Origin of the sequence: Sphaerisporangium sp. B11E5 (assembly GCF_039871875.1) — a bacterium.
In the GTDB taxonomy this organism is placed as follows: Bacteria; Actinomycetota; Actinomycetes; order Streptosporangiales; family Streptosporangiaceae; genus Sphaerisporangium.
In genome coordinates this window covers 30,846-51,944 of sequence record NZ_JBDPMD010000014.1, presented here as the reverse complement: position 1 = coordinate 51,944, position 21,099 = coordinate 30,846, and the positions used below count along the sequence as shown (strand labels likewise).

At 74.9% G+C, this 21,099-nt stretch carries 10 protein-coding genes; 5 read left to right on the top strand and 5 right to left on the bottom strand.

The annotated features are described in order from the left end of the window. Positions 1–39 precede the first annotated feature (39 nt). From ABGB17_RS15945 to ABGB17_RS15935, 3 genes are read left to right on the top strand one after another with little or no spacing between them, the layout of a single operon-like run. Positions 40–10,860, top strand: a complete 10,821-nt coding sequence (locus ABGB17_RS15945; RefSeq protein WP_347630051.1) for a hypothetical protein — start codon at positions 40–42, stop codon at positions 10,858–10,860. After that, entirely contained in the window at positions 10,860–11,384 is a 525-nt protein-coding gene (locus ABGB17_RS15940) for a hypothetical protein (RefSeq protein WP_347630049.1), read from the top strand. The genes ABGB17_RS15945 and ABGB17_RS15940 overlap by 1 nt, the downstream gene beginning before the upstream one ends. A 51-nt stretch (positions 11,385–11,435) precedes the next feature. Further along, on the top strand, positions 11,436–12,047 hold the full coding sequence (locus ABGB17_RS15935) for a hypothetical protein (protein ID WP_347630047.1): 612 nt from the start codon (positions 11,436–11,438) through the stop codon (positions 12,045–12,047). A 14-nt stretch (positions 12,048–12,061) separates the two neighbouring features. Here the strand turns inward: ABGB17_RS15935 and eccCa are convergent, their stop codons facing one another. Then, complete coding sequence (gene eccCa / locus ABGB17_RS15930; protein ID WP_347630045.1) at positions 12,062–16,036, bottom strand: type VII secretion protein EccCa; 3,975 nt, start codon at positions 16,034–16,036, stop codon at positions 12,062–12,064. A gap of 889 nt (positions 16,037–16,925) precedes the next feature. On the opposite strand from eccCa, the gene eccD reads away from it, so the two are divergent. Continuing rightward, positions 16,926–18,413, top strand: coding sequence for a type VII secretion integral membrane protein EccD (eccD, locus tag ABGB17_RS15925; protein ID WP_347630043.1), 1,488 nt, complete (start codon positions 16,926–16,928; stop codon positions 18,411–18,413). Here the strand turns inward: eccD and ABGB17_RS15920 are convergent. The 3 genes from ABGB17_RS15920 to ABGB17_RS15910 are packed head-to-tail and all read right to left on the bottom strand — an operon-like array spanning position 18,383 to position 20,025. Beyond that, the gene (locus tag ABGB17_RS15920) at positions 18,383–18,787 is read right to left on the bottom strand and encodes a YbaB/EbfC family nucleoid-associated protein (protein WP_347630041.1); all 405 of its coding nucleotides are present in this window, start codon (positions 18,785–18,787) and stop codon (positions 18,383–18,385) included. The genes eccD and ABGB17_RS15920 overlap by 31 nt on opposite strands. Before the next feature lie 19 nt (positions 18,788–18,806). Continuing rightward, a complete protein-coding gene (locus tag ABGB17_RS15915; RefSeq protein WP_347630039.1) occupies positions 18,807–19,583 on the bottom strand; it encodes a hypothetical protein in 777 nt (258 codons plus the stop codon). Between the two features lie 55 nt (positions 19,584–19,638). Continuing rightward, positions 19,639–20,025, bottom strand: coding sequence for a hypothetical protein (locus ABGB17_RS15910; RefSeq protein WP_347630037.1), 387 nt, complete (start codon positions 20,023–20,025; stop codon positions 19,639–19,641). 105 nt (positions 20,026–20,130) lie between these two features. Between ABGB17_RS15910 and ABGB17_RS15905 the strand changes: the two genes are divergently transcribed. After that, a complete protein-coding gene (locus ABGB17_RS15905) occupies positions 20,131–20,535 on the top strand; it encodes a YbaB/EbfC family nucleoid-associated protein (protein ID WP_347630233.1) in 405 nt (134 codons plus the stop codon). Positions 20,536–20,572: 37 nt separating this feature from the next. Here the strand turns inward: ABGB17_RS15905 and ABGB17_RS15900 are convergent, their stop codons facing one another. Beyond that, positions 20,573–21,061: a hypothetical protein gene (locus ABGB17_RS15900; RefSeq protein ID WP_347630035.1), complete on the bottom strand. Its 489-nt coding sequence runs from the start codon at positions 21,059–21,061 to the stop codon at positions 20,573–20,575. Positions 21,062–21,099 lie beyond the last annotated feature (38 nt).

The following is a 21,099-nucleotide window of genomic DNA, read 5'->3' as shown; positions in this document are numbered from 1 at the left end:
GGACGTGGCACAGGGGACCTGCGGCTCGGCCGGGCGGGCGTGACCGTGGCACCGGGCGGGAACGGGGCGGTCGACCCCGACACCACCGGCGGCGGCGGCCTGCCGACCATCGCCACCGGCGCGGGCACCATGAGCGACGTGACCCCCGCGTGGGGGGAGAGCCTTCCCGACTGGGCCGACCTGCTGATCTCGCTGATCGTCTCCGGGCAGAGCTGGCCGGAGGCCAGCGAGAGCGGGCTGTGGGACCTCGCCCGGGCGCACCAGGCCCTCGGGACCGATCTGTGCGACGCCACCGGGCCCGTGGTCGAGGCGTGCGTGGCGGTGCTGAACGGCTGGGACGTGCCCGCGACGCCGGCGTTCCTCGCCGAGGCGCGGCGGCTGCTGGAGTCCGAGGGCAGCAGCGTGCCCGCGCTCGGGGTGCGGAACCTCGCGTACGCGCAGCAGGCGAACGCGTTCGCGCAGGAGACGCAGTACTCCAAGATCTCGATCAACGTGGCGTTCTGGGTGGCCGTCAGCGCGGCGTTCATCGCGGTGGTGGCGGCGTTCTTCACCGCCGGCGCCAGCACCTCTGCCCTCGGCCCCATCGCGGCGACCGCCCGTACGGTCATCGGGCGCATCCTGCAACGACTCGCCGCCGTCGCCGGCCGCAGCTTCGGCACCCGGCTCGCCGCGCAGACCGCCGGACGCGCCACCCTCGGCCGCACGGTCCTCGCCAGCCACCTCGCCCGGGAGGTCATCGAGGAGGTCGGCGAAGAGGTCTTCATCGACGCCTACACCCAGCGCGAGCAGATGCGCCTGGGCACCCGCACCTCCTGGGACTGGCGCAAGACCACCGCCGCCGCCATCGGCGCCGCCGGCGGCGCCGTCATCGGGATAAAGCTGGCCTCCCCCCTGTCCCGCGCCACCGGCCGCATCCCCGTCCTGCGCACCCTCACCACCGCAGGAGGCACCGCCCCCGGCGTGGGCAACGCCTTCGCCCGCTTCCCCGGCCGCGCCGTCCAGACCGGCCTGAACAACATGGCCGCCTCCCCCGGCGGCAGCTTCCTCGCCAACGGCCTCGTCTACGGCCAATGGTCCCTCCCCACCGGAGAATCCCTCCTGGGCGCCGCCCTCGGCGGCGCCGGCCGCACCAACACCATCAGCCCCTTCAACCCCGACGTGGCCACCGCCGCCCTCCACCCCCTGACCACCCTCACCAACGCCACCGCGACCGCCAACGCGGCCGACGCCTACCACCCCACCGCCACCTCTCCCCCACCCTCCACAACCTCCCAGCCCAGCACCCCCCCAACCAGCACCAACGAACCCCCCACACCCACCACAGGCCCCACCACCACAGGCCCCACCACCACAGGCCCCACCGGCGGAGGCCCCACCACCACAGGCCCCACCACCACAGGCCCCACCACCACAGGCCCCACCACCACAGGCCCCACCGGCGGAGGCCCCACCGGCGGAGGCCCCACCGGCGCCGCTCCCACCGGCAGCTCTCCCACCGGCGGCGGCTCCACATCGAGCGGCCCAGGAGGCGGCCCGCCCGCCACAGGAGACCCCGCCAGCCGTCCCCCCGGATCCACCCCCACCTCCACAACAGGCGGCCCCACAACCAGCGGCCAGCCCACCACCGCCCCGACAGGCACGGGCGGCGGCACAGGCGGCGGCACGGGTGGCAGCACGGGTGGCGGCACGGGTGGCGGCACCGGCACAGGTGGCGGCACCGGCACAGGTGGCGGCACCGGCAGCGGCCCGGGTGGCGTGGGGGGCACCACGACCAGTGCCCCGATCGGGAACCCCTCGGCCAGCGGGCCACCTCCGGCTGCCCCCATTCCCGAGAACGCGCCGAGCGGCACGTCAACGGCAGGCGACCCCAGCGGCTCCACCACCGGCCCCAACCCCACCAACGCCGCCCCTGGGCAACCAGGTGGCACCGTCCCCACTAGCACCACGCCGACCGGCACCACGCCAATCAGCGGGGCACCTACTGGCAGCACGCCACCTGGCACCACGCCAACCGGCAGCACACCGACCGGCGGGGCCCCCACTGGCAGCACGCCACCGGGCAGCACGCCAATCGGTGGCACGCCGACCGGCAGCACGCCGACCGGCAGCACGCCGATCGGAGAGGCTCCGACGGGCAGTACGCCAACCGGTGGCGCGCCCACGGCCGGTTCACCCACAAGTGGCGTCCCCGTGGGGTCCTCCCCCGCGGGAGGCGCTCCGGTAGGTAGTTCTCCTACGGGAGGTGCTCCCACGGGGAGTGGGCCTGCTGGTGGTGCACCCACTACCGCGGCTCCTGGCGTCCCGGTGGGACCGCCCGCCGCCGCGTCTGGTGGCGGTGACCCGGCAGGAACCGCGCCTGCCACACCGCCGGGGGCGGCACCTGCCACACCGCCGGGGGCCGCGTCCTCCCCACCTGGAGCTGTGTCCGCGAACCCCTCCGGCGTCGTGCCAGGCGTCCCTGGCGTCCCTGGTGCGACGCCGGGTGCCGTCCCCACCAGCGGGAACGCCCCGGACGGCAACCCCACGGGCAGAAATGTCCCGGACGGCAGCGCCACGGGGAGAAATGCCCCCGACAGCACTGCCACGAGCGGGAATGTCCCAGGTGGAAGCGCCATGGGGGGAAACCGTGGGGCCGGCGCGGGGCGGGCCCTGGTCGCTCGGGGTGGCGCGGTGGTGGATCCGCAGGTGGTGCGGGTCGTGGACAGCGCGGTCAGTGAGGTGCTGCCGGTGGTGGCGCCTGGGGCGCTGCCGCTCCAGGACGGGACGGTGCGCGTCCGGGCCGACGGCAGGACGACGCGGGTGCCCGCGGACGCGGTGGACAGGGTGCGCAGGCGTCTGGCGGTGCGGGTCGCGGATGGTGTCGCGGAGGAGCGGGTACGGGCCGAGGCGGCGGCGTGGCTGGGGGCCGCCGTCGCCCGCGCGGAGCATCGGCCTCCGATGGAGGGGGCGCTCAACGCCCTCGGTGACTTCGCCACCGCCTTCACCGGCACCGGCACTCTTGCGGCCACGGTCGCCCAGGACGTCGTCGGTCACCGCTGGGACCGCGTGGCCGCGTACGACCTCACGGACCCCGCCCGGCTCCTCGCCTCCGAGGCCGGCACCTCCCCCGCCCCCCAGCCCTCTGACACCGACGCCCTCCTCCTGGGTCCCCTGGACCGGGAACGCCAGGAGATCGCGCACCAGATCGCCGCCCTCACCGACCCCGCACAGGAGCGCACCACCACCGGCCCCCGACAGGGCCCCCCACAACCTGACCAGGGCGTAGCGCAACCGGCACAGGGCACGACACGACCTGAACAGGGCACGACGCGACCCGAACAAGCCGCGACACGACCCGCACAGGAGGCGACACGACCCGAACAGGGCACGACACGACCCGAACAAGGGACGACGCGACCCGAACAAGCCGCGACACAACCCGAACAAGGGACGACGCCACCCGAACAAGCCGCGACACGACCCGCACAGGGCGCGACGCGACCTGAGCAAGGGGTCGTGCGGCGGTTTCTCGGTGCGATGAACCCGCTGGGGCCGGCGATGGGGGCGTTCGACTCGTACATCGAGGGGCGGTACGCCGAGTATCGGTATCTGGCGGCGGCTTGGGCGGCGGCGGACGCTGACGGGCGGGGGCGCTATCGGGGCGAGATGGAACAGGTCGCGCGGACGCTGGAGTCGTACGAGCAGGTGGCGCCCGTTCCTCCGTGGGCCGGGGAGGGGGTCCGTACCACCGCTTCCTCTCTCATGCCAGCGGCGGCTGCCGCCGTACCGGCTCAGAGTGCGCCGAGCGACCCGCGTGCGCGGGAAGTGGCCGATGTCGTGGCGCGGGTCGGACGGGTGCGGGAGACGCTGGCGGCGGCGGAGCGGGGGCTGCACGAGCGGTCGGGGGTCAACCGGGGGCGGGCGGCCGAGGCGCGGAAGCGGGCGGACAAGGCGAAGAAGCTCGCGCGGGACGCCGCCAAGGCGCAGGACGCGGGGCACGGTGAGCGCCGGCGGCGGCATCGGGCGGACCGGGCGCACGAGCGGCTGACGGCCGACCGGTTCGAACGCATCGCCAAGGCGTACCGTACGGCCGCCGGGCACGCCGCCGAGCTGGACCGCGCCTACGCCGACCTGGCCACGCTCCTCAGCACAGGTACGCCTGCCGCACCCACACCGGCCGCTCCCACCACCACACCGGCCGCTGCGTCTCAGGTCGCCACCACGCCGTCCGCCACTTCACCGGCGCCCACCACGGGCCAGGCCACCACCACACCGAACGCCGCGGGGCAGGCGGGGGGCACCTTCGCGGTCGAGCTGGAGAATGCGCTGCGGGTGGTGGAGGAGGCGTATGAGCGGTATCGGGAGGCGGTCGGGCGGGTGCGGCCGGTGGCGGAGGTGTTGGTGGGTGGGGTGCCGCATGGGGTGTTGCCGCACATGGGGGCGTTGACGGCGGAGGTCAACTCGTTGCTGGAGCGGGCGGGGGTGGCGCAGCGGTTCACGGCCGAGGATCTGATGTGGGAGCTTCGGGCGGAGTACCGGCGGATGGCTTCGGGGGACGGGGCGGTGCTCAGGGTCGGGGAGGCGGAGCTCAGGGTGCGGTTGCGGGCCGGGGAGCCGGTCGAGGTGGCGGAGCCGGGGATGGCGGCCTCGGAGATGATGGTGGGGCGGCTTCCCCAGGGTGGGGGGTGGGTGGCGGCGGCCACGGCGCGGTTCCTCGGGTCGGCGTTCAAGGTGGACCCGGTGGCGCTCGCGCGTCTGGTGCCGGCGGTGGATCCGGCGTGGGCGCAGGTGCGTCAGCTCGCCAAGCACGCGGTGCTCAACGGGCGGTGGAGCCGGGGGCATCTCAGCCAGACGTCGGGCAGTGCCGCGGAGTTCGTGCTGCCGGGGCAGGTGACCGACAACCGGGGGGACGCCACGATGTACCGGCTGCGGGCCGGGTACGACGTGGATCTGCGTGTGCCGGGGCGGCGGGACGCGGGACGGTGGACACCGGTGCGCCGGGTCGCCGAAGGCTTGCCGGGCGACAAGGCCGGGCTGGACCTGTGGATCTCGCACGCCCACACCGAAGCCGCGCCCGCCAAGCAGTTCCGCCTGCCGCGGAGAGAGCCAGGAGCCAGGTTCCCCCGTCACGCCGTGCTGGCCATGGACGGCCTGACCACCTTGGCCGACGACACGGTGGCCGCGATCGCCCTCGGCAATGGCGGCCGTCCGCAGATCACCCTCGGGCCGGACGCCAGGGCGCAGATCCACGCGGTGCTCACCGAGGATCTTCCTGGGAGGCTGAACGAGGCCGTCGAGGGCAGGCACGGCCTGCAGCGGGTGATCAGCGACGACGGCCGGCCGGTCGGATACCTGCGGGTGCGCACCACCGTGCGGTCGGTACCGGTGCTGGTGGGCAACGCCAGCACCAAGCAGCACCAGGAGTGGCTCGGTGTCGGCTTCTCCGGGGCGAGCGGCTCGGCCACGGCGACCCGTTCCTCGGGCGTCGCGGTCACCGCGGGCGTCAAGGACGGCTCCGACGCCACGCCGGGCGCGAAGGGCTTCGCGGCGTTGAAGGCCAGGGCGTTCGCCACGGTCCAGCGTTCGACGTCCCGCTCGGACGGCCTCAGTTCGGGCGGCATGGCGATCCTGCCGATGGTGCGCCGCTGGATGGGCCACAGCAACACCCACGTGCTGGTCCTCTCGCACGAGGTGACCTACCTGGCGCTGGGCCACAGCGAGCCCCACCTCCCGGTGCACGGCCGGGGCACGGCCCTGGTGCAGACCCCCGAGCCGGACGCCGCCCGCTACGGCTGGCCGGTGGACGCGCGGGCCGTACGCACCGGCAACGGCGTACCCCTGCGCAACCCGGACGGCACGCTGGTGCTGCGGGACGACCCCACGGACGCCGCGCCGCAGGACCGCCGCCGCGTGCTCCCGGGCTGGTTGCGCCCCGCCGAGGACACCCCGCGCGGCGCGGGCCCGGTGACGGTGGAGCTGGACCAGGCCGAGGTGGAGCGCCGCCAGGAGGAGGCCGAGAGCCGGCTGCGCCGCATGGGCCTGCTGCCCGAGCTGCGGCCGGACGGCATTCCGCGGCTGTCCCCCCTGCCGGCGGTGCGGGAGGCGCAGCTCACCAACATGCGGGAGGTCGCCGAGCAGTTGTCGGCGAACGCGCTGCGCACGAGGATCGACCAGGCGGCGCAGGACGGCGTCTTCTTCGACCTGCAGCGGGTGCGCCCCGGCCTGTCCATGGAGCACGTCACGGTGCGGGTGCGGCTGACCGCCGCCCCGGACGCCGGCTACGTGGGCGTCACCACCGCCGAGCCGCACGTCTCCCTGAACATCGGCTCCAGCACCGCCACCCGTTCCCGCAGCCGCTCGCGCAGTACGTCGGCCGGCGCCGGCGTGGGCGTCGGCCCCGCTCCCGGTACGACGGGAACGGTGTGGACGGGCGCGGAGGCGAGCGCTCAGGGGAGCTGGGGCCGCGGCGCGGGCTGGTCGGCGTCCAACACCCTCAACTCGGTGACGCTGATCGAGAGCACCGGCCAGACGGCGGTGTTCGCCACGGGCTACGACCTGGCGATCGACGTCATCGGCCGCGACGGCCGCGCCGAACCGCTCCTCACCCCCGGTGCGGCCCCCGTACCGGCACGGCTGCTGGTGCCCGCCGACCTGCTGCGGCGCCGTTCCACGGACCCGGCGCCGGACACCCAGCCCACCACCATGGACATGCTGCGCCGCTCGACGCTGCTGCACATGGACGCGGGAGACCTGATCCCCGCCGTCATGAGCGTGCTGCCGTCGAGCGCACGGAGCGACACGGCGGCGTTCCACCACGTGGCCGCCTTCGCCAACGTGCGCAACCTGATCTCCAACCCCGCGGGGCTGTACTCGGGGCACCGCACCGAGGTCGTGATCCGCCCGAGGGCCGCCGGGCAGACACGGGCGACGCTGACCATCGACGTGGTGCCGAAGGAGTCGACGTTCGTCGGCGACGGGGACCTGGTGACCGGCGAGATCATCCTGGCGCTCGGCGGCAGCTCCACCACGCTCAGCACGCAGCGCGGCGCCGGCGCGAACGCGTCCACCGGCCTCGGGCAGCGCGCCGCGGACGGCACGGGCGGCGGTGCCGGCGTCAACGGCGGGGTGTCCGGCGGCTCCTCGCACGCGTCGACGCACGCCACGACGTCCGGTCGCGAACAGCTCACCATCGAGACCGGCCGCAAGAACCACTACCTGATGACCGCCGACATCGTGGTCACCGGGCAGGAGGCCGGTTCGTCCCGGCCGCAGCGGGTGACGCTGCCCGCCACGGTCCTGTACGCGCTGCCGGAACGCGACGCCCTGCTGCTGTACGGGCGGAGCGAGATGTCGCTGCCGCTGCACCAGGTGGCCGACGCGGTGCAGCGCTACCTGAACGGCGACCTGCGGCTGGACCCGGCGATGGCGGTGCGGGTGGCGCGGCGGTACGTCGCCGAGCGTGAGGCGGCCCTGAAGGCGGGCACCCCGGTCGGCCCGCTGGTGGCCGGGCACACCGCCGAGACGCTGTTCACCATGATGGCGGACCGCATCGACTCGCCGTCCGCGCCGAGCAGGGACCTCGCCGACATGCTGGACCCGGCCCGGCAGCGGCCGAGACGTGAGGTGGCGCTGCCCGCGCAGTTCCGGGACGCGATGGGCCTGACGACGTTCGAGACGGTGGACCTGACCGGGCCGGACGGGCAGCCGATGGAGCCGTTCGACGCGGTGATGGCGGGTGTCGCGGCGGTGGTGCCCGAGGCGGCGGGCAGCGACCCGGTGTTGTGGCGGGCGATGTTCGGCGACCTGGCCGGCGAGAACTGGTGGGGCAAGATCGACGACATGGCGGCGTCCCACGGGTTCGAGTGGGAGCTGCCGGTGCGGGTCGGGCCGCACCGCACCGACCAGGTGCGGATCACCGTGCGGGTGGAGATGGGTGAGGGCACCACGCTGCTGGAGGGCAAGAACGACGAAGTGGTGCACATCTCCCAGCAGTACGCCTACCGGCTGCGTGGCCGGTCCGCGTCGTCGAGCCGGTCGGGCGGGTTCGGGGCGGCAGGTGACGCCTCCGGAGGCGGGCACGCGGCGAACGCCGGGGTGGGCACCGACCGGGGCCACACACGGTCGGCGGCCGGTACCGTGCAGCGCACCCTGCTGCAGCGGGCCGCGTCGTTCGACGGCGCCGACCGGGTCAGCCACGACGTGACGGTGCGCGTCGAGGTGTCCCGCGAGTCCCTGCCGCCGACCCGGCCCGCGACCAGGCTGACCCGCCCTCTGCACGCCGCCACGGCCCGCGTCACCGAGGTCCTGGACGCGGCGAACCGGCGCCTGCGCTCACTGCCGCCCCCGGTGCCCGCGTCCACGCAGCCGGTGGAGTTCACGCTGACCGGGCGGGCGGTGCGGCTGGTGCCGGACGGCCTGACCGTCCCGGCGGAACGGGCCCCGGCCGAGCCGTACCGGGTCCCGGACCCGCGGCCGGCGCCGCTGCCCGAGACGTACTTCACCGAGAGCACGCGCGCCGAGTCCCTGATCGACGCCGTGCGGGAGCGGCTGGCCGGGGCCGACCTGCTCGGCCCTGAGGGGGTGCGCGAACACTGGGTGACGGTGGGGCAGGAGCTCGCGCCGATGGCCCGCACGGCGAACTTCCGGCTGATGACCGACCCCGAGGGCCATCATGTGCTGCGCCTGCCCGTGCCCGGCACGTACGACGAGGTGGTGGACGTGTGGGTGCGGGCCCGGCCGTCGGAGCCGCGCCTGGTCATCGGGCCGCGCGGGGACGTGGAGCTCGGGCGGGTGGACCGGCAGGAGCGCAGGTACGAGTCGGCGGTGGACCGCGGGCGCATGCTTCCCCTCGGCGTCAACGGCGGCCTCGGGCAGGACGCGGCCGGCACCGGTGAGAGCTTCTCGGCGGGCGAGCAGTCCGGGGACCGGGCGTCGTCCAGCGGGGGGAACCGCAACGAGACGAGCCTGTTCCTCAAGGGCTCGACCGTCACGGCGGCCTTCCGGGTGGACTTCGACGTGGCCTTCGAACGCCGCACCGTCCGCCGGAGCGGCGCGGAACGGCCCGGCCACCGCGCCGCGCTGCCGCTGCCGGTCACCGGGACCGCGTACCTCATGATGCCCGCCGCCGAGTACGACGAGATGCTGCGCCGTCTGGAGGCCACCCCCGCCCCCTCCCCCGGCTGGGACTTCGGCGAGGACCGCCCCGCGCGGCGGCTCCCCTGGCGCCGCCCGGCCACCCACCCGGCACCGCCGCACGTCCTGGACGAGGTCCTCGACGCCGCCGGCCGGACGCTGGGCCCGTCGCCGTCCGCCGGCGTGGAGGAGGTGTCCCGGGCCGTCGCCCGCGAGGTGCGGCGGCGGGCGGCCGGAGGTGGCCCGGTGTCGCTGGTGACCTCGTCCGCCCCGGTGGACCTGCCGCTGCCGCTGACGTGGGCGCGGATGCTGGCGCGTGAGCTGCGCACCCCTGTGTGGATCGGCGTGGAGGAACGCGGCCAGGTGCGCGGCTACCTCGCCGGCCCGGACGGCACCCTGACCGCCGAGGACCCGGACGGCGGGTTCGCCGCGGCCTTCGCCACCCTGCCTCCCGAGCTGTGGTCGGCCGCCCGCGCGGCCGACGTGGACCTGCGCGAACTGTTCAACCGCCCACCGGCCGCCGGGGAGCCGAGCTTCGCCGACCGGGTGCGCGCGGAGCTGGCGGCCCTCGGCGCGCCGGTGCCGCGTGCGCCTGAGCCGGTGTTCCCGACCGTGTTGTGGGGCCCCGGCCCCGGCCAGATCACCGGCTCCACGATGGGCGGCACCGGCACCACGGCCCCCGAGGACCCCGGGTCCGGTTTCGTGCGGAGCCGGCCCCCCGAGGCCGGCCCCGTGTCCGAGCCGGAGATGCGCGCCGCGTGGTCGGAGGTGGGCCCGTCGGACATCGGCGGCGGGTACACGGGCTCGTCCTGGGCGGACGGCGACCCGCTGCTGCGGGTGGACGTCCGCGGCCTGCCCCCGCAGCACTACCGCCCCGTGGTGGAGGAACTCCCCGGCGACCTGATGGCCAGGACCGAACGCGCCTCGGGCACCGCCGCGGACCCGCACCTGATGAAGCTCGACCCCCGCGTCCCCGCCGACCAGGTCACCCGCGCGATGCTCCACGAGGTCGGCCACTCCATCCGTACACTCCCCGCACCTCAGCAGGGCGCCGCCCCCACACAGAGCACCACCCCCGCACAGAGCACCACCCCCGCACAGAGCGCCGCCCCCGGACAGAGCGCCACCCCCACGCAGAGCGCCGCTCCCGGACAGAGCGCCGCCCCCGGTGCCGCACCGGGGGAAGGGACCGCGACCGGTGCTCAGCCGCGCCAGGGGGTGATCCGGTGGTCGTTGACGGCGGGCGCTCAGGAGGCCGCCGAGGACGCCTGCGTGGCGGCGCGGGCGGACGAGTACCGGTACCTGTCGCGGCGGTGGGCCGAGGCCGCGCCGGAGGGACGGGCGGAGCTGCGGCGGCAGCTCGAAGGGCTGGCCCGTGTCATCACCGCACGGGGCCACACCCCGCCGTCCCCGCCGTGGGCCGCCCCTGGCGCGTCCCCGGCCGCGCGGCCCGGCATGGGCACCCTTCTCAACCCCGATCAGCGGCCCGCCCCACCCCCCGCGGGCCCGCCGGGTACGCCTCCCCCAGGCGCGGGCGGCACCGGAGGACGGCCCGGCGAGTCCAGGGACGAGTTCTGGAACCGTATGCGGAAACTGGCGAACACCACCGGCTGGATCCCGCCGGACGAGGAGGACTGCGAGTGCCCGCCGGAGGGCCTGTGCCGCTGCGGACGCCGGGGAGGCGAGCCGGCGAACGGCGGCAGGCCGGCCGCGGTCCCGGCGGGCGGCGTGGAACGAGGTGAGGAGTGATGGTGCTTCCGGTGGCGAGGACCAGGGACGAGGCGCACCTGTACCTCGACCTGCATCCGTGCGCGGCATGCGGGTCGGTGGACGTCACGTGGGAGGACGCACTGGTGGTGACGGACGGAGTGGCCGCCACGCGGTACTCCGGGACGTGCCCCGGCTGCGGGGCGGCCCGCCGGTACGAGTTCGGGGTCCCGCGACGCGAGGTGGTCGCGGCCGGTTTCCCGGTGTTCGGCGGCCCGGAGCCGTCACGATTGCTGGACGCCGGGGAGTGGCTCTGGGTGGCCGACCTGACCGCGGGCGACGTGCCGCCGCACGACCCGCCGGCCGCCCGGCAGGCACTGGCCATCGCCACCGCGGCCGTCGAGGAGGTCGTGAAGTTCATCCCGCCGGGAGCCGACCGCGTACCGGACGAGGCGTTCTGGTCCGACCGCGGCCGCAGGGTGCGGGCCGCGGAACCGGGCCGTTTCCAGGTGGACCGCCTGCTCGTGGTCCGCGACACCTACCGCGACCTGGGGGAGCGACGCTGACCGCCCTCGTGGCCGGATAGTGTCGGCACCGAGCGCGCGAAGGAGGGCCGCATGACCTTGCCCCTGGCCAGGACACTGGTGGAGGCTTACCTGTACATCGAGGTCACGGCCGTCGGCCTGCGCACGGAGGACGACGACGAGAGCGCCGCCACGTTCAAGGACTACGACGCCCACACCACGCTCACCGAAGGCCGGGAGGCCTGGACGGTGCGCTTCGACGGCGGGGAGATGGGCCTGCCCCTCCGCCTCGCCGTCGTGGTCCCGTACCACACCGAGTTCGCCGCCCGCCGCGAAGGCATCCGCTTCGGCCACGGCCCCTCCGAGATCATCGACCCCGGCCAGTGGCGTGTGATCAGCGGCGGCTACGCCCGCCAAGCCCTCCGCGACGACCTCCTCTTCGCGAAGGACCCCACCGACACCACCCGCTACCAGGGGGTCGTGCTCGGCTGGGAGTCCGCCCGCGACGCCGCCGCCGAGGTCGCGAAGTTCCTGCCGGACGAAGCCGACGAGATCCCCGCCGAGACCTTCTGGACGGAGATGGGCCGCACCGCCCGCCACGACGACCCCGAGTGGTTCACCCGCGAAGGCATAGCGGAAGCCATCGCCTTCTTCCAGGAGTCCCTGGACGACTTCGTCGCCGCCCACCCCCAGCACCGCGCCTGACGCCGGGAGCGGTGTCAGCGCTCCGCCGGGGCCTCCGGGGGCAGGAAGGCGGTCTGGACGAGGCGGGAGCCGTAGCGGCGGTCCACGTAGTAGGCGCGGCCGGGGGGAAGGGCGTGCGGGCGGACGCCGAACAGGACGCCCTCGTCGCGGTCGCCGGAGAGGATCACGGCCGGGCTGGCCATGTCCTTCAGGCGCTGCATGACGGGGTCGAACATGCCGCGGCCGGCGCCGCCCATCGCGCGGGACAACACCAGGTGGAGGCCGATGTCGCGGGCTTGGGGAAGGAGGTCGAGCAGCGGCGCCAGGGGGTTGGTGCCGGTGGCCACCAGGTCGTAGTCGTCCACCACGAAGTACAGGTCGGCGCCCTTCCACCAGGTGCGGGAGCGCAACTGGTCGGGGGTGAGGTCGGCGGGAGGCAGGCGTTTGACCAGGGCCTCGCGGGCTTCGGCGACCATTTCGGCGGCGGTGGTGCTGGAGGCGGCGTAGCCGATGCGGTGCTCGGTGTAGGCGGCGTCCAGCAGGGAGCGGCGGTAGTCGATGACGACCAGGCGTGCCTGCGCGGGGGCGTGCCGGGCCACGACGGCCTCGGCGACCAGCCGCAGCAGGTTCGACTTGCCGCTCTCGGTGTCGCCGATGACGGTGAGGTGCGGGTCGGTGTCGAAGTCGGCCAGCACAGGCGACAGGGTGGCCTCGTCGATGCCGATGGGGATGCGCGCCCCCGTCTGCTCCGGGCCGGGCAGCGCGTCGGCGGGCAGGACGGCGGGCAGCAGGCGCACCCGTGGCGCCGGCGCGCCCTGCCACGCCTCGCGCACGCCGTCCACCAGGGCCCGCACGCCGACGCTGAGGTCGTCGGCCTGCCGTACCCCGTCGATGCGGGGCAGCGCGCTGAGGAAGTGGTGCCCGTCCCGGGTGAGGCCTCGCCCCGGCACCCCTTCCGGCACGGCGAGCGCCGCCTTGCGGTTCACCTCGGACTCGTAGGCGTCGCCGAGCCGCAGTTCGAGCCGTGAGCCGAACAGGTCGCGGATGCCGGGGCGGAACTCCGACCACTTGTTGGTGGCGGCGACGACGTGGACGCCGTACCCGAGCCCCCGGGCCGCGAGGTCGGTGATGGTCGGCTCCAGCGAGTCGAACTCCTGCCGCACGGTGAGCCAGCCGTCCACCACGAGGAACACGTCGCCGTACCCGTCGCCGGGCATCGTACCGTCGGCGACCTGGCGCCGGTAAGCGGCGAACGAGTCCACGCCCCGCTCGGCGAACTCCCGCTCCCGCCGCCGCAGCAGCCCGGTCACCTCGGCGACGGTGCGGCGCACCCGGTCGGCGTCCAGGCGGTTGGCGACGCCGCCGACGTGCGGCAGCCCCTCCAGGGAAGCGAGCGTGCCGCCGCCGAAGTCCAGGCAGTAGAACTGCACCTCCTGCGGGGTGTGGGTCAGCGCGAGCCCGGTGATGAGCGTGCGCAGCACGGTGCTCTTGCCGCTCTGCGGCGCACCGGCGACGGCGAGGTGCCCGGCCGCGCCGGACAGATCCACCCCGAGCGGGTCGCGCCGCTGCTCGAACGGCCGGTCCACCACGCCGAGCACCGCGCGCAGCTTGCCGCGGCCCGCCCACCCGGCGGTGGTGAGGCCGTGCTCGGGGGTGATGCTGAGCGGCGGCAGCAGGTGGCTCAGCGTCAGCGGCTCGGCCAGCGGCGGCAGCCAGATGCGGTGCGCGGGCGGGCCGTACCCGCCGAACTGCCGCACCATGATGTCGAGCAGGCTGTCCCTGCCGGTCACCGCGGCCGCGGGCTCCGGCTCGACCGGCCCCGGGGTGACCGGCACCGGGACGTACGCGGGGCCGTACGCGACGACCTGCCGCCGCTCGGGGGCGGCGCGGCGTTCCCTGCGGGTCTCGGGGGCGAACGGCCCGGAGACGTACGCGGCCTTGAAGCGGGTCATGCCGCTGGTGTCGAACTTCAGGTACCCGTTGCCGGGTGCGGACGGCAGCTCGTAGGCGTCGGCGGCGCCGAGCACCACCCGGCTCTCCATCGCCGAGAACGTACGCAGGCCGACCCGGTACGACAGGTGGGTGTCCAGGCCGCGCAGCCGCCCCTCCTCCAGCCGCTGGGAGGCCAGCAGCAGGTGCACGCCGAGGGAGCGGCCGAGGCGCCCGATCATCACGAACAGGTCGATGAACTCGGGCTTGGCCGACAGCAGCTCGCTGAACTCGTCCAGCACCACGAAGAGCGTGGGCAGCGGCCGCAGGTCGGCGCCCTGTTCCCTGGCGCGCTCGTAGTCGCGCAGCGAGGCGTAGTTGCCGGCGGCGCGCAGCAGCTCCTGCCGGCGCACCATCTCGCCGTGCAGGGCGTCGTACATGCGGTCCACCAGGGGGAGCTCGTCCTCCAGGTTGGTGATCACCGCGGAGACGTGCGGCAGGGTCTCCAGGCCGAGGAACGTGGCGCCGCCCTTGAAGTCGACGAGCACGAAGTTGAGGATCTCGGAGGAGTGGGTGGTGGCGAGGCCGAGCACCAGCGTGCGCAGCAGCTCGCTCTTGCCGGACCCGGTGGCCCCGATGATCAGCCCGTGCGGCCCCATGCCGCCCTGCGCCGACTCCTTGATGTCCAGCTCCACGACCCGGCCGTCGGCGCCGAGCCCGATCGGCACCCGGAGGCGGTTGCGAGGGGCCCGGGGACGCCACAACGCCGGGACGTCCAGGCGCCGCGGGTCGGGCACGCCCAGCAGGTCGGTGAGGGTCATGTCGGTGGCCAGCACGTCCTGGCCCTCGCCGCCCTTGGCGGGGGAGGCGCGCAGCGGCGCGAGCTGGCGGGCCAGGCCGTCCGCCTGGAGGTAGGACACCCGGTCGGGGCGGCCGAGGCCGGTGACGACCTCCTTGCCCGCGTGGTCGAGCTGGACGCGGTTGAAGCGGTCGGGCAGCACCTCGAGACGCAGGGTGAGGTCCTCCTCGGCGGGGGACGCCGAGCCGCTGAGGTCGATGAGCGTGACGCCCTGGATGGCGTCCGCGCCGAGCGGCGAGTCCTGCGGGACGTACCCGCCGTCCAGGATCACCACGTGGTACGGCAGCGACTCAGGGGAAGGGCCGGGGCGGAACCGGCCGCGGTCCTTCAGCTCGGTGCCGAGCAGGCGGTCGAGGTCGCGCAGGTCCTCGGACATGAGGCGCACCGGGCCCGCGGCGTCGGTCTCCTCGGGGTGCAGGGCGTGCGGGAGCCACTTCACCCAGTCCCACTGCGACATCCAGTCCTTGCCGGCGCACACGGCGACGCGCATGTCGTCCGGGGAGTGGAACGCGGTGAGCTGGCAGACGAGGGCGCGGGTGAGGTCGCGGACGGCCGCCGCGTCGCCGGTGGGCACGATGCGGGCGAACGAGTGGAGGGCCATGGCGATCGGCAGGTCCGCCACGGTGGAGTGGGTGCGCACGAAGCGGCGCAGGGCACCCGCGGACATGGCGTCCAGGTCCTCGACCGGCTTGGAGTCCGGCGGGACGAGCTGGACGGCGAGCCGCTGCGTGCCGGTGCCGACCCTGACGGTGGCGAAGTCGCCGTCCCTCGGCCGGCGCTCCCACAGGCGCGGCCCCATCACGACCGACCACAGGGCGGCGGGGTCCGGGCCGTTCCAGGTCAGGGCCTCGCGCTGCTGGCGGGCCGCCTTGCGTACCTTTTTGCGGGTCTGGGAGAGGTAGCGGAAGTAGTCGCGGCGCAGCCCGTTGAGCCGCATCTTGCGCTCACCGGCGGCCCGGCCCATCTGGCTGAGGCTCATGCCGACCATGGACAGCGCGAACATGCCCCCCGCGACGTACATGATGGGGCTGCCCGCCCCGCCCCCGGTGAACATCAGCGCCATCGCGGCCCCGCCCGCCGCCATCGGCATGAAGGTGAGCACCTGCGTGAACCCCGCGGACGTCGTCTCGGGGATCTCCGGCGGCGACTCCAGCAGGATCTCCCCCCGCGGCGGCGCGGGCGGCGGCCGTCGCTCGGGCCGCCGCACCACGACTATGCCCACGCCACTCCCCTAGGACCGGCCCGCCCCGGGGCCACCCGCATGCCGACCCGCCCACCGTAGCGAATCCCCCACCCCTCTCTCCGGAGGAATCTCACACAACCCCCGTATCCCTAGAAACCCACACATGTCACCTCACCCCGCTCCCCCCGCCCGCTACGGTATTCCGCGTGACCCGAGTGGAGCCGTCATGACCCCCGACCCCCCCTTCGGCCCCCCGCCCTCCCCCGGCGGCCCGGGCACCTCGGGCGGCCCGGACACCCCGGGGAGCCACGGCGGCCCCGGGACCCCACACGGAACGGGTGTTCCCGGCGTCATAGGACTTCCGGAGGGATCGGCCGCCCAGTACGGGACGGGTGGTGCGGCTCCCGAGTACACGACCGGCGGCCCGGCCGCCCCATACGGGACCGGCGGTGCGGCCACCCAGCACGGGGCCGGCGGTGCGGCCGCCCCGTTCGCGACCGGCGGCGCGGCTCCCGAGTACGCAACCGGCGGTGCGATCGCCCCACACGGGACCGGCGGTGCGGCCGCCCCGTTCGCGACCGGCGGCGCGGCTCCCGAGTACACGACCGGCGGTGCGGCCGTCCAGTACGCAGCCGGTGGATCGGCCCCGTCGCACGCGGCCGGTCCCGGCGGTCCGGGCAGGCCCAGCGTGCCGGCCGCGCCGGCCTGGCCGGTGGGCCCCGCCGTACCGGCCGGCGACCCCATGCACACGCAACCAGTGCACATGAATCCTGCACACGTGCAAGCCGCTCAGATGCCGCCTGCTCAAGGGCCGCCCGCTCCGATGCCGCCCACCCCGATGTCAGCCGCCCCGATGCTGCCTGCGCAGGTGCCGCCTGCGCAAGTGCCGCCTGCGCAAGTGCCGCCCGCGCAGGTACCGCCCGCCCCAATGCCGCCCGCGCAGGTGTCGGCCGCGCAGGTGCCCCCCGCACAGGTGCCGGCCGGGTACGGGGGCGGAGGGAACGGTGGGGTGCCGGTGGCGGTGTTGCGGGCGCCGGGGGCGGCGGTGGCGATGACGCGGGTGACGATCGTCACGCCGCGCAAGAGGGTCGATCTGGCCATACCGTCGGACCTGCCGCTGGCGCATGTGCTGCCGGGCATGCTGGGGGCCGCCGGGGAAACGGGGGACGATCCGGCGTTCGTGTCGAGCGGATGGGTGCTGCAACGGGTCGGCGGGCGGCCGCTGGACTTCGACGCGGGCCTCGGGGCGCTCGGGGTGCGGGACGGCGAGGTGCTGTACCTGCTGCCGCGGCCGTCGGAACTGCCCGAGGCAGTGTTCGACGACGTGGCGGACACCATCGCGACCGGGATCAAGGAACGGGCCGGCCGGTGGCAGGCCAGGCACACGCGGGCGACGGGGCTCGGGGCGGCGATCGCGTTCCTGCTCGCGGGCGCGGTCGCGCTGACCGTGGCGGGGCCGCCGTGGCGGCTGACGGCGGTCGTCACCGGGGTGGCCGCGCTGCTGCTGGTCGGCGCGGGCGCCGCGTTGTCCCGGGCGGTCGGGGACGCGGGCGCCGGGGCCGCCGTCGGGTACACCGCGCTGCCGTACGCGTTCCTCGCCGGCATGTACGCCCCGGCGCGCGACGCCGGCCTGCTGTGGTTCGGCGCGCCGAGCGTGCTCGCCGGGTTCGCCATGACCGCGCTCGCCGCCACCGTCGCCGGGTGGGCGATCGCCGAGGGCCTGCCGAACTACTTCGGCGTCGTCATCGCCTCACTGGCGGGCGCGGCCGGCGCCGCCACGGTGATGGTGTGGGACGCCCCGGTGCCCGGCGTCGCGGCGGCCGTCGCCACCGTCCTGCTCGCCTGCACGCCACTGGTCCCCGCGTTGTCGTTCAGGCTGGCCCGCCTGCCGCTGCCCGCCGCCCCCCGCAACGCCGAGGAACTGCGCGCGGAGACCCAGGAGCTCGACGGCCCGGACGTGAAGCGGCGCGCCGTGGAGGCCGAGCGCTTCGCCACTGGCCTCGCCGCGGGCGTCGCCCTGGTGGCGCTCGCCGGCGAGGCGCTGCTGCTCGGCGCGGACGGCTGGGCCGCGCGGGCCACGCACGTGGTGCTGGCCCTCGCGCTGCTGGTACGCGCCCGGGTGTTCCTCGGCGTCGGCCAGCGGCTGTGGCTGATCGGCGCCGGGACGGCCGGGCTGGTGTTCTTCCTGGTCTCGGTGGCCCTGGTGGGCAAGGACGCGGCGCTGCTGATCGCCCCCGCGCTGCTGGTGGCCGGCGCGGTGGCCGCGAGCATGGGCCTGTACCTGTCCACCGAGCGCCCGACCCCGTTCTGGGGCCGCGCCGGGGACGTGCTGGAGTTCACCCTGATCATGGCCCTGTTCCCGCTGACGCTGGCCGTGCTGGACGTCTACTCCTGGGTCCGCGGCCTGGCCGGCTGATCGGCGAGGTCCCCCATGGACCGGGCCGTCTCCTCCAGCCAGGCCAGCATGCCGTCCAGGGCGGGCACGTCGGCCGCCCCGCCGAGCACGGCCTCGCCCCGCACACGGGCGTCGTCCTGGGCGGCACGCACGGCCTCGGTGACCGCGTCGGCCAGGGAACGGCTGTCCAGCCGCAGCGCCCTGGGGTCCAGCGTGACGTGCTCCAGCCGCCCGCCCGCGTCCACGACGGCACTGACCAGGCCGCCGCCCGCCGCGCCCTCGCCCTTCAGTCCGGCGAGCGCGCCGATCGCGTCGCCGAGGCGCCGCACCGACGCCATGCTCTGCTCGGCGACACGCGCGAAGTCCTCCGGCCGCAGCCGTTCGGGGTCGAACACAGGACGACTCCTTCGCCGGTCAGGGCTGGTAGGTCCGCGGGGTCGCCTTGGTGGGCTCACGCCACTCGAACCCGGACGACGGGGGCAGCCGGCCCGGCCCCGCGGCCTCCTGGAACGGCGGCAGCCCGTCCGCGACGATGACGGCCTTCCTGAAGTCCACCTTGGCCTCGCGGGTGGGCTGGAGGTCGAACATCTGGACGTAGGCCCTGCCGGCGAAGTACACCGACATGCCGCCCGCGACCGCGGACACGACCTTCGCCAGCATGCCTGTCGCCGTGGCGATGACGCTGTTGGCCAGCAGCCCGAGCATCTGCAGCCGGGCATACCCGGCCGCGGCGTACGGCGTGGCGAGCATCGCGGCCGCGATGGCGACCCCGAACAGGAGCACGGCGGCGACGCGGGCCAGGGCGAGCCAGTAGGCGCGGTAGGCGTCGCCGAGCTCGTCCACGATGCCCGCGACGGTCTTCACGTAGGCGCGCAGGCTTTCGACGGCCTCCTGGTAGCGCTCCACGGCGTCGGCGAACGCGTCGCGGTCCGCGGCGATCCAGCCGTCCTTGCCCGCCTCGCCCAGGTTGCGGATGTAGGTCTTGTTCGCGGTGTCCAGCCGGGAGTGCAGGGACTCCCAGTTGTTGTAGGCCTCCGCCATGCCCGGCACGTTGGCGACGGCGGTGGCGGCCATCGCGACCCCGGTGACCAGCGGGCGTGACAGCAGCGCCGCCTGGCGCAGGTCGCGCAGCACGGCCGCCGCGCTGCCCGCCGCGGTGGCGGGTGACGGCCCGAAGGGACCGGGTGGCATGGCTGTCTCCTTTTCACGGGCGCCGTCGCCCGGCTCGGACGCCGCGCGGCCCCGGTCAGACGTAGACGACGGTGGACTGCTCCTCGGCGGTGCGCCAGTTGCGGCGTGCGATCTCCAGGCGCTCGGCCCAGGCCTCCAGCACCGCCTCGGCCTCGGCGAACTTCTCGCGCACGTCGTCCTGCACCCGGCCGTACGGCACGCCGACCAGCACCTCGCCGATGGCACCCCAGCCCGGGAACGGCACGGTCGTGGTGTCGATCAGTTCGCGCATGCGGCGGATGGCAGGCAGCACGTCCTCGTCGATCTCCTTGACGATGCCCTCGATGGCCGCCGAGGTGACGTACCGCTCCTGGCCCATTCCCCCGCCCTCCGTGATCGGCGTGACGAGATGGATGTCTACCAGGGGTGCGGCCGGGGTGGGCGGCCTGCCTGATTTATTCATCTATGCCAGGCTCATCGGCAACTTGGGGGATGATCACTGTTCATACGGACTTGGGGGTTCTGCGGCGGTAAGGTGCGTGCGAGGCGACGGAGGTTGGTTCGCGTGATGGACTTCGGTGACTTCGCCCACATAGACGCCGAGAAGCTGCTGCGCGGTACGCAGGAACAGTTCGCACGCCTGGAGGAGCTCCAGCGGCGCACCGGCGCCGTGACCGGCGTCGCCCGCGACGAGAACGGGCTCGTCCGCGCCGAGTACACCCAGGACGGGCTGCGCGACCTGCGGATCGACCCGCGCGCCATGGAACTCTCCTCGGGCGACCTGGCCGAGCTGATCAAGCAGGTGATCGCCGCGGCGGCCGACGACCTGCGCGCCAGAGCCGCGGCCCTGATGAGCGAGGTGTTCGGCTCCCCCGGCACCCCGCCGCCGTCCCCACCCAACGAACCCCCCGGCCGCACCGACGAAGAGATGACGGCCCGCCTCGACACCCTCCGCCGCCGCCTGGACCCCTGACGGCGCGGCCCCTTCCGCCGCCTGGCCCCGTGCCGGCTCAGCCCTGCCTTTTCAGGCTGCCGGTGAACGCGGTCGTCACCGTGCCGACCGCGTGGTACCCGGCCACGACCGTGATCGTCCCCTCGCCGGTGAGCCGCACGGTCATGGTGAGATCCGCCAGGCAGGTCATCCCGGACGGCAGGTCGTCCGGGACGGAGGTGCTGCCCGCCGCCAGCTCGATGCGGCTCTCGCCCACCTCGGTCAGCTTCCAGGAACGCGAGCAGCCGACGCCCCCGGGCCAGTCCACGGCACGCTGCTCCGCGACGACCTCCCCCACGGCGGCCTGCCGGATCGTGATGTCGTCGATCCCGCTCGCCGGCTTCGGCGACCACGGATCCGCGATCTGCATCACCATCGTGCCGCGCCACGTCCCGAGAAACCCCGCCGGGACGACGCCCTTCGTGCCTTCCCCGGGCCCCGGTGACGGGACCAGCCATGCCACGACCGCCACCAGCAACCCGAGCACGCCTGTGGCGGCCGCGATCACCCCGGTCCGCGCCTCGAGCGTCCTCCCGAAGAACCGGC

What these genes read in the sequence shown, in the direction of transcription:
- ABGB17_RS15940 (WP_347630049.1), top strand. Translation starts at nt 10,860, where the DNA reads ATGGTGCTTCCGGTGGCGAGGACCAGGGACGAGGCGCACCTGTACCTC.
- ABGB17_RS15935 (WP_347630047.1), top strand. Translation starts at nt 11,436, where the DNA reads ATGACCTTGCCCCTGGCCAGGACACTGGTGGAGGCTTACCTGTACATC.
- eccD (WP_347630043.1), top strand. Translation starts at nt 16,926, where the DNA reads ATGCCGCCCGCGCAGGTGTCGGCCGCGCAGGTGCCCCCCGCACAGGTG.
- ABGB17_RS15915 (WP_347630039.1), bottom strand. Translation starts at nt 19,583, where the DNA reads ATGCCACCCGGTCCCTTCGGGCCGTCACCCGCCACCGCGGCGGGCAGC.
- ABGB17_RS15910 (WP_347630037.1), bottom strand. Translation starts at nt 20,025, where the DNA reads ATGAATAAATCAGGCAGGCCGCCCACCCCGGCCGCACCCCTGGTAGAC.
- ABGB17_RS15905 (WP_347630233.1), top strand. Translation starts at nt 20,131, where the DNA reads ATGGACTTCGGTGACTTCGCCCACATAGACGCCGAGAAGCTGCTGCGC.